The organism is Pseudomonas sp. C27(2019), from assembly GCF_008807395.1.
Lineage (GTDB): Bacteria > Pseudomonadota > Gammaproteobacteria > Pseudomonadales > Pseudomonadaceae > Denitrificimonas.
Genome location: NZ_CP043320.1, coordinates 715,117 through 728,706, shown reverse-complemented (window position 1 = coordinate 728,706; position 13,590 = coordinate 715,117). Strand labels below are relative to the sequence as shown.

Below are 13,590 nucleotides of genomic sequence, written 5' to 3'. Positions count from 1 at the left end.
CTTGGAGACGCTCAATGAAAGCCCCCGTACGTGTTGCTGTCACAGGCGCAGCTGGTCAGATTGGCTATGCTTTATTATTCCGTATTGCCAGCGGCGAAATGCTGGGTAAGGATCAGCCTGTTGTTTTGCAACTGCTGGACTTGCCACAGGCACAAGATGCGTTAAAAGGCGTCATGATGGAGCTGCAAGACTGCGCATTCCCTCTCTTGGCCGGCATGATTGCTTCAGATAACCCAGAAGTAGCGTTCAAAGATGCTCAGGTTGCTATTCTAGTTGGTGCTCGTCCACGTTCAAAAGGTATGGAGCGTGCTGACCTATTAGCCGCTAACGCAGAAATCTTCACCGTTCAAGGCCGTGCACTAAACGCAGCTGCTGACCGTGACGTTAAAGTATTGGTTGTTGGTAACCCAGCAAACACCAATGCTTATATCGCAATGAAGTCTGCACCAGACCTAAACCCTAACAACTTCACCGCTATGTTGCGCTTAGACCACAACCGTGCGTTAAGCCAAGTGGCTGAAAAAACCGGTAAAGATGTTAAAGACATCGAAAAACTATGCGTTTGGGGCAACCACAGCCCAACCATGTACGCTGACTACCGCTTTGCCACCATCAACGGTGAAAGCGTAAAAGACATGATCAACGATCAAGAGTGGAATGCTAACGTGTTCCTGCCAACCGTTGGTAAGCGTGGCGCAGCTATTATTGAAGCACGTGGCCTATCCTCTGCTGCCTCTGCTGCCAATGCTGCGATCGACCACATCCACGACTGGTGGCTAGGTACTGACGGCAAGTGGACCACTATGGGTATTCCTTCTGATGGTTCTTACGGTATTCCGAAAGACACCATGTTCGGCTTCCCAGTGACCTGTGCTAACGGTAAGTACGAAATTGTCCAAGGTCTAGAAATTGATGCATTCAGCCAAGAGCGCATCAACATCACCTTGGATGAGCTTGAGCAAGAAAAACAAGGCGTTGCACACCTGCTGTGATCGCTGCGTAACAACTAGAGTCATTATGACTTTGCACAATTAAAAGCAACTTTAATTGTGCATAAAAATAAAGGCTGTACTTTTTACTGGCTAATTAACAGTGGAAGTACAGCTTTTTTTATATATAGACTGATTTAGTACCCCATCTTCCTCGCTTCCCCGCCCACGTCTACGCCGAATTCGTTGGCCAACACCTTGAACAAAAATTGAATCTGCCCTTCAAGCTGATAGACTTACGCCTACTTTTGCGCACAGCACTGTATTGCCTTAGGCCGTTAACCAGCTAGCTTGCCTTAAGTGCGCGCGTGACTCTCAGCCAAGTTGCATAACATTTGCCTCGGCTCAGTTTTAACCTTCGACACACTGAAACCCAGACCGACACACCTCGGTCTGACTTAAGCCTGACCGCAATCCGCAGTCAGCAGCACGGATTATTTATGTTTAAAAATATGCGACATGAGTGGTTTTTCAATATACGTGGTGACCTGCTTTCAGGTCTTGTTGTTGCCCTGGCACTGATTCCTGAAGCCATTGCATTTTCCATTATTGCCGGCGTTGACCCTAAAGTTGGTCTGTATGCATCTTTCTGTATTGCCGTGATTATCGCTTTTGTCGGTGGCCGCCCTGGAATGATCTCAGCCGCAACCGGTGCAATGGCATTGCTGATGGTAACGTTGGTCAAGCAGCACGGTTTGGAATACTTGCTGGCTGCGACCTTATTAACCGGCGTTTTGCAAATTGTCGCAGGCTACCTAAAGCTCGGCAGCCTGATGCGTTTTGTTTCAAAATCAGTGGTGACTGGCTTTGTTAACGCTCTGGCTATCTTGATTTTTATGGCACAACTGCCAGAACTGACCAATGTCACCTGGCATGTGTACGCGATGACAGCAGCAGGCTTGGGTATTATCTACCTGTTCCCATTACTGCCTAAAATCGGTAAAAGCATTCCTTCTCCATTGGTTTGTATTGTGCTGTTAACTGGCGTTGCGATGTACTTAGGCATGGACATTCGCACAGTAGGCGACATGGGTGAGTTGCCTGATACACTGCCAATCTTCTTATGGCCTGAAGTGCCACTGAATTTAGAAACCTTACAAATCATCCTGCCCTATGCTGTTGCTCTAGCGATTGTAGGCCTGCTGGAGTCATTAATGACGGCAACCATTATTGATGATTTGACCGACACCTCAAGTAATCGCAATCGTGAGTGTAAAGGCCAAGGTATCGCCAATATCGGTTCTGGCTTACTCGGTGGTATGGCGGGCTGTGCGATGATCGGTCAATCGGTGATCAACATTAAATCCGGTGGTCGTGGCCGCTTATCAACATTCATCGCCGGTTTTTTCTTATTGATTATGGTAGTTTTCTTAAGTGATTGGATCAGCCAAATTCCTATGGCGGCTTTAGTTGCTGTAATGATCATGGTGTCCATCGGAACCTTCTCTTGGAGCTCGGTGCGCGACCTTAAGAAATTTCCCCTCTCAACTAATATCGTTATGATCGCTACTGTTGGCGTGGTCTTGGCGACACATAACCTAGCGCTAGGCGTATTAGCCGGCGTGCTGTTGTCGACCTTGTTCTTCGCCAATAAAATTGCACGCTTGATGATCATTAAACTCGAACACGCAGACGCCAGCGCGCCGCTGCACTACCAAGTGATCGGCCAAGTATTCTTCGCCTCGGCAGAGAAGTTTATTGCCTCATTTGATTTTTCATATGCTGCAGAAAAAGTTGTGATCGATTTAACCCGTGCACATTTTTGGGATATTTCTGCCGTTTCAGCGCTGGACAACGTGGTGATTAAGTATCAGCGTCAGGGTGCTGAAGTGGAGATCATTGGTATGAATGAAGCCAGCAAAACAGTGATTGATAAGTTTGCCGTGCACACTGACCCTAAAGCCCTGGAAAAACTACTGAGTGACCACTGAGGACTAAACTATGCAACATATTCTAGCCTGCATTGATGAATCAACCTGGTCGACCAGCGTGCAAGACGCTGCGATCTGGGCCGGTGGGCAGCTCAAGAGCCCGTTAATGTTTTTGCACAGTATCGAAAAGCAGCCCCAGCCCGACAGCCAAGATTTATCCGGAGCGATCGGCCTTGGTGCGCGCTCTAAACTGATGACGGAAATTGCCACGCTCGACCAACTGCGCGCCAAAGTATCCCTGCAGCTGGGTAAAGAGCTGCTCGAAGCAGCCAAAACAAAAGCGCTTGAAGCTGGCTGCGAGCAGGTTGAAACGCTGCAGCGCCATGGCGAATTTATCGACACCCTGCTAACACTCGAAGACACTGCGCGCTTAGTGATTATTGGCCATTCTGGCAGTAGCAGCGGTCAAAGAATCAACGTGCTGGGCAGTCATGTGGAAAATCTATTACGCCGGGTTCATACCCCGGTGCTGATCACGGCGCATGATTTTATTGCGCCGAAAAACTTTATGCTAGCGTTTGACGGGCGCGCCACCACTGAGCAAGCACTGCAGCGTATTTTAAGCAGCGACTTATTGCGCGGCTTAGAGTGCCATTTGGTTACCGTCAAGAACAAACAAGACGACTTGCAGGCGTCTTTTGCACGCGCAGAACAGCGCTTGATTGAAGGTGGTTTTTCAGTTAAGGCAAGCTATCTAGAAGGCGATATTTTCAGGCAACTACTCACCTACCAACAAGACAACGCTATCGACATGCTAGTCATGGGTGCGTTTTCCGGTACACGTTTACGCCAGTTTTTTATTGGCAGTAACACTTTAAAAATGCTGGAAAACAGCACTCTGCCAATTTTAGTTGTTAAATAGCAGCCTGCTTTCTGCAAGCTCAACCTACTGCATAAAAGTGACGTTTCACTCGTCTGTCAGTATCACGACATAGCGAGTGAAGCGCCACAGAGTCATCCCCAAAACCCTATCGTTAAAACAGCTTCAATAGTAGAAAGCTATCAGAGCAATCAATATATAACAATTCAGTATATTTTTTTGCATGCTATATTGTATCCAAGTTAAGCAAACAACCAAGGAGATACACCATGCAAACAACTGATACAGCAGCTTACGGTTTACCACGTCTGAATGAGCGCGCACCTGAGTTCAACGCGCCAACCACTGACGGTGATAAGTGCCTAGATGATTACAAAGGCAAGTGGTTGGTATTGTTCTCACACCCAGCTGACTTTACCCCAGTGTGCACCACTGAGTTTATTGCCTTCGCTAAAAAGGCACCTGAGTTCAACGCACGCAACTGTGAGCTATTGGGTTTATCTATCGATAGCCACCACTCACACATTGCTTGGATGCGTAACATTGAAGAAAAGTTTGGCGTAACCATTCCTTTCCCAATCATTGCTGACCTAAAAATGGATGTGGCCCGTGCCTACGGCATGATTCACCCCGGCGCAGCCGATACCTCAGCAGTGCGTGCAACGTTCATCATTGACCCCAATGGCATTTTACGCGCAATGGTTTACTACCCAATGAGCAACGGCCGTTTAATCGACGAGTTCTTGCGTTTACTGGATGCACTGCAAACCAGCGACGAGCACAAAGTTGCTACACCTGAAGGTTGGAAGCCAGGTGATCGCGTTATCGTGCCACCCGCAGCGACAGCCGCTGAGGCAGATGCGCGCGTCAAGTCAGGCGAGTACGAGTGCGTTGACTTTTACTACTGCACCAAGCAGTTGTAAGTTGCTTGCCCTAACCGGCTAGGCGGCGTGACGCTTTAGAATTGTGCCGTAATGATGGTGTCGACCTTAAAAGGTCGACCTACGAATACGGGGCATGACTTTTGAATGTACGCTGCGTGACACGAAACCCCAGCATCGGTGACGGTGCTGGGGTTTTTTAATGCGCACAGGTTAAAGTCTGCAAATTATTAATATGCAGTGCGTGCCGCTATACACCTTTACGTCGCTGCGAGCGTTGCAGGCGCAATTGTTCTTCATCCACTTCCGCCAACACCTCACAAACATACTCAATATGCTGATTGGACAAGCGGCGCGCCTGCTCCGCCTGCCCAGCCTTGATGGCTTGGTACAGGGCACGATGCTGCTCAATCAGCATTGTGCGAGTTTCGCTACGCTGTGGGTACATGCCACCAATATTGGTCATCACATTGCCACGCAACACTTCAAACAAGCCGCGCACCGTATGCAGCAAGACAATATTGTGGCTGGCTTCAGCAATGGCTAAATGAAAGCATGCATCAGCCAAGCCTTCTTCGGTACGGCAGCTGTCTGCACTGTTTGCATAGCAGGATTCAAGCTGAGCAAAGGCTAAATCGAGACGCTGATGATCGGCTGGCGTAGCGCGCAACGCGGCATAATAAGCGCAAGCGCCTTCCAAGGTATGGCGAAATTCGAGCAAATCTTTTTGCGCATTAGCTTTGCCGGCCAACAACGCCAGCAGCGGATCACTGAAGGTTGTCCCCACTTGGTTACTGACATAATTGCCCCCGCCTTGACGGCTGACCAGCAAGCCTTTGGCTGCCAGCTTTTGAATCGCCTCGCGCAACGACGGGCGCGACACGCCAAACTGCTCGGCCAATTTGCGCTCCGCTGGTAAGCGCTCGCCGGCTTGCAAGACGCCTTCTAAAATCATGGTTTCCAGCTGTTCGACAATGTCGTCCGACAAGCGGCGCTGCTGTATCTGTGCAAAGCTCATAATGCTCTTCTTACCTCTGTATACAGGGTTTTTCGCTTGATTAAGCGCTTAACTGCGGCGATCTATGGGCTAAAACTGTTAGCACCATCTCGCGTAGCGGCACCCTGAAAAACTAAAGTAGCAGTTAAATAATTTGACAGTCATGGCTCAGCGTATTTAACTAAAACCACAAGAATGTAAACTGGTATGACCAATTTATAAAGAAATACCAAGCAACAGTCAATCATTGTCTGTGCTGTCCAGCGGAGCCAAGCATGAGTGAGCTATTTTATAACGCAGCCAGCCAAGCGACTCGGGTTGCCCCGCCGCGCAAACCTGCGCGCGAATACCCTGCTAACAAACCCAAAGCGGTGTATTTATTTGGTACCTGCATGGTGGATTTGTTTTTCCCACAAGCCGGTATGGATGCCATTCATTTGTTAGAACGCGAAGGCATTATTGTAGATTTTCCGCAGGAGCAAAGTTGCTGTGGACAACCGGCCTACACCTCAGGCTATAGCGAACAAGCGCGAGAAGTGGCACGCACCCAGATCGAGCTGTTTATCGGCGGCTGGCCACTGGTGGTCGCTTCCGGCTCGTGCGCGGGAATGTTTCGCGAGCACTATGCTGATTTGTTTAAAGACGAGCCTGAGATGCTGGCCAAGGTGCATGATTTAGCCGAACGCACCTATGAGTTGGCTGAGTTTTTATTGCATGTCTGTAAAGTGCAACTGACCGATCAAGGCCAGCCACTACAAGTGGCGTTGCACACGTCCTGCTCGGCGCGGCGCGAGATGAATACCCACATTCATGCACGCGCCCTGCTCGCTCAACTGGACCAAGTCGAACGGGTTGAACATGACCACGAAAGCGAATGCTGTGGTTTTGGTGGCACTTTTTCCGTGCGTATGCCAGATATCGCCGGTGCCATGGTGGCGGATAAAACCCAAGCTTTACAGGCCAGCGGCGCACAACAGGTGGTCAGCGCTGATTGCGGGTGTTTGCTGAATATCAATGGCGCTTTTGATAAACAAAATATCCCTTTGCTTGGGCAACATCTGGCCAGTTTTTTATGGCAACGCACCCAGACTAAGCCGGAGGTTAGGCCATGAATAGCCAGCGGATCCACGCCGTCGATGTCACGGCACGCAACCTCAAAGCCAACGCACGGCTGTCGTTAAAAGACCAGCAATTGCGCAACAATATGCGCAGCGCCATGGATTCCTTGATCAGCAAACGCATCATCTCCATGCCCGATGCAGACGAGCGTGAAAACTTGCGCGAATTGGGTAATAAAATCCGTGCGCGCGCCTTATCTGAACTGCCGGATTTACTTGAACAGCTGGAAGCCAATCTCACCAAACAAGGCATTCAGGTGCATTGGGCCAGCAGCACAGCAGAAGCCAATGCGATTGTGTTGCAGATTGCTCAGGCGCGTAACGCAACCCAGGTGATCAAAGGCAAATCCATGGTCAGTGAAGAAATGGCCATGAATGAATACCTGACTGAGCATGGCATTGAAGCGCTGGAATCTGATATGGGCGAGTACATTATTCAGCTGGACAATGAAAAACCCACACATATTATTATGCCGGCCATTCACAAAAATGCTGAGCAAGTCGGGCGCTTATTCGAGCACCGCTTGGCCCTGCCCTATACCGATGATGTCGACAGTTTGATTCAGTCGGCGCGCGGTATTTTGCGTGAGAAGTTTTTCCACGCTGACATTGGTATCTCTGGGGTGAACTTTGCAGTAGCGGAAACTGGCACTTTATTGCTGGTGGAAAACGAAGGCAATGGCCGGATGTCGACCACAGTGCCGCCGGTACACATTGCTGTGACTGGGATTGAAAAGGTCGTAGCCAATTTGCAAGATACTGTGCCGCTGCTGTCGTTACTGACCCGTTCAGCGCTGGGTCAAGGCATCACTACTTATGTCAATATGATTTCAGCCCCGCGCCAGCCGAGTGCATTGGATGGCCCGGAAGAAGTGCATCTGGTCTTGTTGGATAATGGCCGTAGCCAAGCCTTTGCTGATGCAGAACTGCGGCAAACGCTGAACTGTATTCGTTGCGGGGCCTGTATGAACCATTGCCCGGTGTACACGCGCATAGGTGGGCAGGCCTATGGCACTGTGTATCCCGGCCCGATTGGTAAAATTATTTCGCCGCATTTGTTGGGCTTAGAAAACACTCCGGACCACCCATCGGCCTCTTCTTTATGTGGTGCCTGTGGTGAAGTCTGTCCGGTGAAGATTCCGATTCCTGCACTGCTACGCCGCTTGCGCGAAGAAAATGTTAAATCACCCAAGCAGTCCGGCCAAGTGATGGACGGACAAGGCAGTCGTTATTCCGCTAAAGAGCGCGCGCTATGGTTCGGTTGGCAGTATTTTAATAGCCAGCCATGGCTGTATAAAACCGGTACCTTTTTCGCCACACGCCTCGGTGGACTCACTCCCAAAAATCTCGGCCCTTGGACACAAAACCATAGCGCACCAAAACCAGCTAAACGCAGCTTGCATGAATTAGCTAAACAGCATCTGGAGACAAAATCATGAGTGCGCGCAATAGGATTTTAGCCAGTTTACGCAGCAGTCTGGTTGGCACTACACCCATTGCTGATCCTTTCGATGCCGCTTTGGTGGATGAGCCTTGGCGCTATAGCGCCGCCGAACGCGTCACTCGCCTAAAAGAGCTAATGACTGCGGTGCACAGCGACGTACATCTGACCCGCAGCAACGAATGGCCCAAGTTACTTAGCGAGTTATTGGCCGCGCGCCAAATAGACAAGCTGCTTATCGCACCCAACACCGCACATGGCCAAGCCTTCAGCAGCTACTGCCAAACCCAGAATAGTCCTTTGCAATTGCTGGCTTATGATCGCCCCATCGAAGCGTGGAAACGTGAACTGTTTGATGATGTTCCGGCCAGTTTGACTGGCACGCGAGCTGGCATTGCCGCTACCGGCACCTTGGTGGTGCAGCCCAGCCCAGATGAGCCACGCCTGATGAGTTTAGTGCCGCCGCTGCATATTGCCCTGCTCAATGCCAGCCAGATCCATGACAACCTCTACCAAGCGCAACAGCACTGGCCCAAACCCATGCCCAGTAATTTGCTGCTGATTTCTGGGCCATCGAAAACTGCCGACATTGAGCAGGTGCTAGCCTACGGGGCGCATGGCCCTAAAGATTTAATCGTGTTGATCGTGGAGGACGCATGAGTTTACCGGCCGCCTTTCTCAGCGCTATCGAGCAGCAGATCCCAGCCGAGCGCTGTTTCTCTGATCCCTTATCGATGCTGACCATGGGCACGGATGCCAGCTTCTATCGGTTATTGCCTAAGCTGGTGATTCGCGTTGAAGCCGAGGCTGAAGTGGTGTTTATTCTGCAGCAAGCCAGCGCCCATCAAGTGCCCGTAACTTTTCGCGCGGCCGGCACTAGCTTATCGGGACAGGCGATCAGCGATTCGGTGCTGATCGTGCTTGGCGACCGCTGGAATAACAAAGAAATTCTCGATAACGGTCAGCGTATCCGTTTGCAGCCTGGGGTGATTGGCGCGCATGCCAATCAGGCGCTGGCCCATCTACAACGCAAAATCGGCCCTGACCCCGCTTCAATAAATGCCGCTAAAATTGGTGGTATTGTCGCCAACAACTCCAGCGGCATGTGCTGCGGTACGGCGCAAAACAGCTATCAAACCTTAGCCGCGATGCGCCTGATGCTGGCCGATGGCAGCGTAGTCGACAGCGCTGATTTAGCCAGTGTTAGCCGTTTCCGTAACAGCCACCGCGAGATGCTCGAGCAACTGAGCCAGCTGGCAGAAGATACGCGTAACAACACTGAACTGGCAGCCAAGATTAAACACAAATACCGCTTAAAAAACACCACGGGGCTGTCGCTGAATGCCTTAATTGATTTCACTGATCCGCTGGATATTCTCACTCACTTGATGGTCGGCTCCGAAGGCACACTGGGTTTTATCAGCTCAGTCACCTACGACACCGTGCCTGACTACCCACACAAAGCCACAGCGCTGGTGGTATTTCCCGATGTCGAAAGCTGCTGCCAAGCCGTAGTGGTGCTTAAGCAACAAGCGGTGTCTGCCGTGGAGTTACTGGATCGCCGTAGTCTACGCAGCGTGCAACACATGGCCGGGATGCCGGACTGGATTGAGCAATTGGGCGCCTCAGCCTGTGCACTGCTGATCGAATCAAACGCCCCTGACAACAGCTTGCTGGAGCAACAACTGCAACAGATCAACGCCTCTATCGAGCATTTTCCTAAAGAGCAGCATGTGCCGTTTAGCCAAGACCCTGAGGTGTATGAACTGCTCTGGCGCATGCGCAAAGACACCTTCCCTGCCGTTGGTGCCGTGCGTGAAAACGGCACCACAGTGATTATTGAAGATGTCACCTTTCCGCTGGAGCATCTGGCCGAAGGGGTAAATCGTCTACTCGCCCTACTCGATGCGCATCACTATGACGAAGCGATTTTATTTGGTCACGCGCTGGAAGGTAATTTGCACTTTGTCTTTACCCAGCGTTTTGATCAGCCAGAAGAAATTGCCCGTTACAGCGCTTTTATGCAAGCAGTCAGCCATCTGGTTGCTGTTGAATTTGGCGGCTCACTCAAAGCCGAACACGGCACCGGCCGTAATATGGCGCCCTTTGTGGAACTGGAATGGGGCAGCGATGCCTATCAATTGATGTGGCAGATTAAACGTTTGCTCGACCCGCAAGGCATTTTAAATCCGGATGTAGTGCTCTCTGACGATCCAGAGATCCATCTGAAAAACCTCAAACTCATGCCTGAAGCAGATCCGCTGATTGATAAATGCATTGAGTGCGGTTTTTGCGAACCGGTCTGCCCTGCGCACGGTTTAACCCTCTCACCGCGCCAGCGCATCGTCGCTTGGCGTGATATTCAACAGAAAAAACGCAACGGCATCGATAGCACAGAGTTGGAGGAGCGTTATCAATATCACGGCATCGACACCTGCGCAGCCACAGGTTTGTGCGCACTACGCTGTCCGGTAGGGATTAATACCGGTGATTTAATGCGCCAGTTGCGTGCCACACAAGCTCAGCATCCCGATACAGCAAAACGCCTTGCCCGCTCCTTTGCCCAAGCAGCGCGCGCCGCACGCTGGGCTCTGTTAGGTGCTGAATTGGCGCGCAAAGTACTGACTGCGCCACGCATGTACCGCTGGTCATCGCAGTTACACCAGCGCTTCTCACAGCTTCCTGTCTATCTAACGGCCACGCCGCAGGCGGCAAAGTTATCCGAAGCCAACAACAGCAGTAACACAGCAGCCGATAAACCGCGCGTGGTTTACTTTGCTTCTTGCGTGTCACAAGTAATGGGGCCTGCGCATTTAGATGCTGAGCAAACACCCCTGCGCGATAAAACCCAGCAGCTGTTGGAAAAAGCAGGCTTTCAAGTGATTTACCCAGAGGCAATGGACAACAATTGCTGCGGCCAACCCTTTGCTTCTAAAGGCTACCCAAAGCAAGCAGCAGACAAACTCAACGAGTTGGGCTTGATGTTATTACGCGCCAGCCGCAACGGGCAGGATCCAATTTATTCGGATACCAGTCCCTGTACCTTACGCTTGATTCAAGACCTGAATGATCCGCGCTTAAAGATTTACGATTCGGTGCGTTTTCTGCGCGAAGAAGTGCTGCCGCGTTTAGAGATCAAACCGCTAGAGACTAAGATTGCCGTGCATATCACCTGCAGCACACAACACATGAAACAAGCAGACAACTTTTTAGCCATTGCTAAACAATGTGTTCAGGAGATTGTGCTGCCGGAAGGTATTCATTGCTGCGGTTTTGCTGGCGATAAAGGCTTCACCCTGCCCGCGCTGAATCACCATGCGTTGCGCGACCTTGCTACGCAAGTGGGCAGCTGCAGCGCCGGTTTCTCCAGCAGCCGCACCTGTGAAGTGGGCTTAAGCAGCTACAGCAATCTGAGCTATCAGCATCTGGTGTATTTAGTGAATAAGGTCAGCGAGGCAAAGTAGCAAGTGGCAAAACAGCGGCAATCTTAGCTCTTACACTAAGCGTGCCGCCCTGCTTAATTCCTTTCAGCCTGCGCAATAGCTTGTTGAACCTGCTCAGTAAATTCTGAGCTTTCATGATAAGTGAAAACCAAGGTTTCAATAGCACGAGTCATCGCTACATAAAGTAAACGCGCCTCAGCTTGCAGGTCAGCATTTTTTTTGGGCATCTGATTGAGATGTGCAATAAACACGACATCAAACTCCAAGCCTTTACTGGAGTACATACTGACTATTTTTACACGTGACTCATCACCGTACAGGTGAAGCTTATCTTTTTCATTACGCGTGCTCACAAAAGCAATATCGTCTTCCGCTAAAGCTTTTTCTACGCTTTGTGCCTGATGCTCATATCGGTAAAGCACAGCTATATTATCAGGCGATAGGCCCTGCTTAATGAGCTGATTGATCCGCTCAGCAATATAACGCAACTCATCATCTGCATTGGCGAAACGATGCAGTTCGGGCATATCACCGCGCCGCCCTGCACTGTCAGGACTGAGTGTTGGAATAAGATCTTCTTGCTGCTCATCCGTCTCAGTGAAAATAGAGTGCGCAAAATACTTTGCCACCTGCAAGATTTCCAAGGTATTACGGTAGTTGGTGCGTAGCACAGTAGTGCGGCCCCGAGCTTGGATACCTACACTGGAAAAAGTAAAACCCAGTGTTTTTTTATTCTTATAAATAGACTGCGCATCATCATAAAGCACTAATAAAGAGCCCGACTCAGGATCCAATAGCGGCACCACAACTTTAAACCAATCGGCTTCAAAATCATGCGCTTCATCAATTAAGATCGCCGCATATTGGTGCGAATCAATATTACCGTTTTGCACAGCAGCTATGGTACTCGTGACCTGTCGGTGGAAATACTGGCCTTGGCCCTCAGCTACTTTCACTTGATGACGTTTCAATAACTGTGAGCACCAGCCATGAAAATGTTGCACCTCAATATTAGCGTTCGCATGGTTTTGCTGAATAATTTGCTGCAAACGACTAGCCAGCGACTTGTTATAACAAAGCACTAAAATCGGCTTATTTACTAGCGATGCTAAATACTGGCTGCGATAAGCTAGAATCATAGTTTTACCGCTACCAGCAACGCCATGAATCACTCGATGACCGCTTCCCAAAGATCGCGCCAGTTGCTCTTGCTGTAAATCCATTACTTTCAGTAAAGACGGGACCGGAGCTTGCTCTTCAGTCAGCAATCCGAATTGACCGCTCTCTGTATTGATACGCACCTCTGGATGCAAATGGTAACGCACTCGGTCAACCTGCTTTGGACACAACTGGCAAGGAAATACTTGATGAAACATATTCCATAAGCGCTGTTGAAACATCTCAGGCGAGGTAGATTCAAGCATCTCATCTTGACAAATCACCCGCCCCGCATCAATTGACCTGCCTAGCTGCTGCTCATCAAACATCTTACGGGTGATATTACTGAGCACCACACCAAAGCCATAAGGCATGATTAAACTGCCTTTATATTTGTCGGATGTTTGTTGAAGCAGCGGATCTTTCTGCAGTAAGACTGCCGCCTCCAGTGCATACACTCGCGCTTGAGTAAGTGGGTTTCTATCGATGACCAGCTCGCCATTTACCTTAAGCGTTACCTGGCCCTTATCCAGCGAGTCGATGGTGCCGATATGCCAGTCTTTAACTTCTAAAATCAAAAGGCCACGACTGGGGTGCAAAATCATAAAATCAGGCTGCAAGGCTTTAGGGCCAATTGGCACATTAAACCAGCACAAGTAATCATTCCCGAGCTTTTTATCTAAACGCTCAGCAAAACGTCGTTCACCATTTGTATCAAACACACAAGCACTGCGTGCTGGGAAAAATAACGCCATTACTCTTCGCCTTACTGCAAAACATCCATTTAAGAGGGTCTAAGATTAATACTTATA

10 protein-coding genes are annotated in these 13,590 nt (G+C 50.0%); 8 read left to right on the top strand and 2 right to left on the bottom strand.

What is annotated here, in order from left to right; all coding sequences use genetic code 11:
- Positions 1-14: 14 nt before the first annotated feature.
- From FXF61_RS03420 to FXF61_RS03405, 4 genes are all read left to right on the top strand, one after another.
- Positions 15-992 carry a malate dehydrogenase gene (locus FXF61_RS03420; protein ID WP_151183951.1) on the top strand — a complete coding sequence of 326 codons (978 nt, stop codon included), beginning with the start codon at positions 15-17 and terminating at the stop codon, positions 990-992.
- Between the two features lie 437 nt (positions 993-1,429).
- Positions 1,430-2,920, top strand: coding sequence for a SulP family inorganic anion transporter (locus FXF61_RS03415; protein ID WP_151183950.1), 1,491 nt, complete (start codon positions 1,430-1,432; stop codon positions 2,918-2,920).
- A gap of 10 nt (positions 2,921-2,930) precedes the next feature.
- Entirely contained in the window at positions 2,931-3,782 is an 852-nt protein-coding gene (locus FXF61_RS03410) for a universal stress protein (protein WP_151183949.1), read from the top strand.
- A gap of 227 nt (positions 3,783-4,009) precedes the next feature.
- Positions 4,010-4,663, top strand: coding sequence for a peroxiredoxin (locus tag FXF61_RS03405; RefSeq protein ID WP_151183948.1), 654 nt, complete (start codon positions 4,010-4,012; stop codon positions 4,661-4,663).
- Between the two features lie 208 nt (positions 4,664-4,871).
- Here FXF61_RS03405 and FXF61_RS03400 read toward each other — a convergent pair whose 3' ends face one another.
- Complete coding sequence (locus FXF61_RS03400; protein WP_151183947.1) at positions 4,872-5,639, bottom strand: FCD domain-containing protein; 768 nt, start codon at positions 5,637-5,639, stop codon at positions 4,872-4,874.
- Positions 5,640-5,893: 254 nt separating this feature from the next.
- Here FXF61_RS03400 and FXF61_RS03395 point away from each other — a divergent pair, with 254 nt between their 5' ends.
- Genes FXF61_RS03395 through FXF61_RS03380 form a run of 4 tightly spaced genes read left to right on the top strand, consistent with a single transcriptional unit; the run spans position 5,894 to position 11,641 of the window.
- A complete protein-coding gene (locus tag FXF61_RS03395; protein WP_151183946.1) occupies positions 5,894-6,730 on the top strand; it encodes a (Fe-S)-binding protein in 837 nt (278 codons plus the stop codon).
- On the top strand, positions 6,727-8,175 hold the full coding sequence (locus FXF61_RS03390) for a LutB/LldF family L-lactate oxidation iron-sulfur protein (protein ID WP_151183945.1): 1,449 nt from the start codon (positions 6,727-6,729) through the stop codon (positions 8,173-8,175). Before FXF61_RS03395 ends, FXF61_RS03390 begins: the two co-directional genes overlap by 4 nt.
- Positions 8,172-8,837, top strand: coding sequence for a lactate utilization protein C (locus FXF61_RS03385; RefSeq protein WP_151183944.1), 666 nt, complete (start codon positions 8,172-8,174; stop codon positions 8,835-8,837). Before FXF61_RS03390 ends, FXF61_RS03385 begins: the two co-directional genes overlap by 4 nt.
- Positions 8,834-11,641 (top strand): FAD-binding and (Fe-S)-binding domain-containing protein, encoded by a 2,808-nt coding sequence (locus FXF61_RS03380; protein WP_151183943.1) that lies wholly within the window; start codon positions 8,834-8,836, stop codon positions 11,639-11,641. The genes FXF61_RS03385 and FXF61_RS03380 overlap by 4 nt, the downstream gene beginning before the upstream one ends.
- Positions 11,642-11,694: 53 nt before the next feature.
- On the opposite strand, the gene FXF61_RS03375 is transcribed toward FXF61_RS03380, so the two are convergent.
- Positions 11,695-13,533, bottom strand: a complete 1,839-nt coding sequence (locus FXF61_RS03375) for a 3'-5' exonuclease (RefSeq protein ID WP_151183942.1) — start codon at positions 13,531-13,533, stop codon at positions 11,695-11,697.
- Between the last annotated feature and the right edge of the window lie 57 nt (positions 13,534-13,590).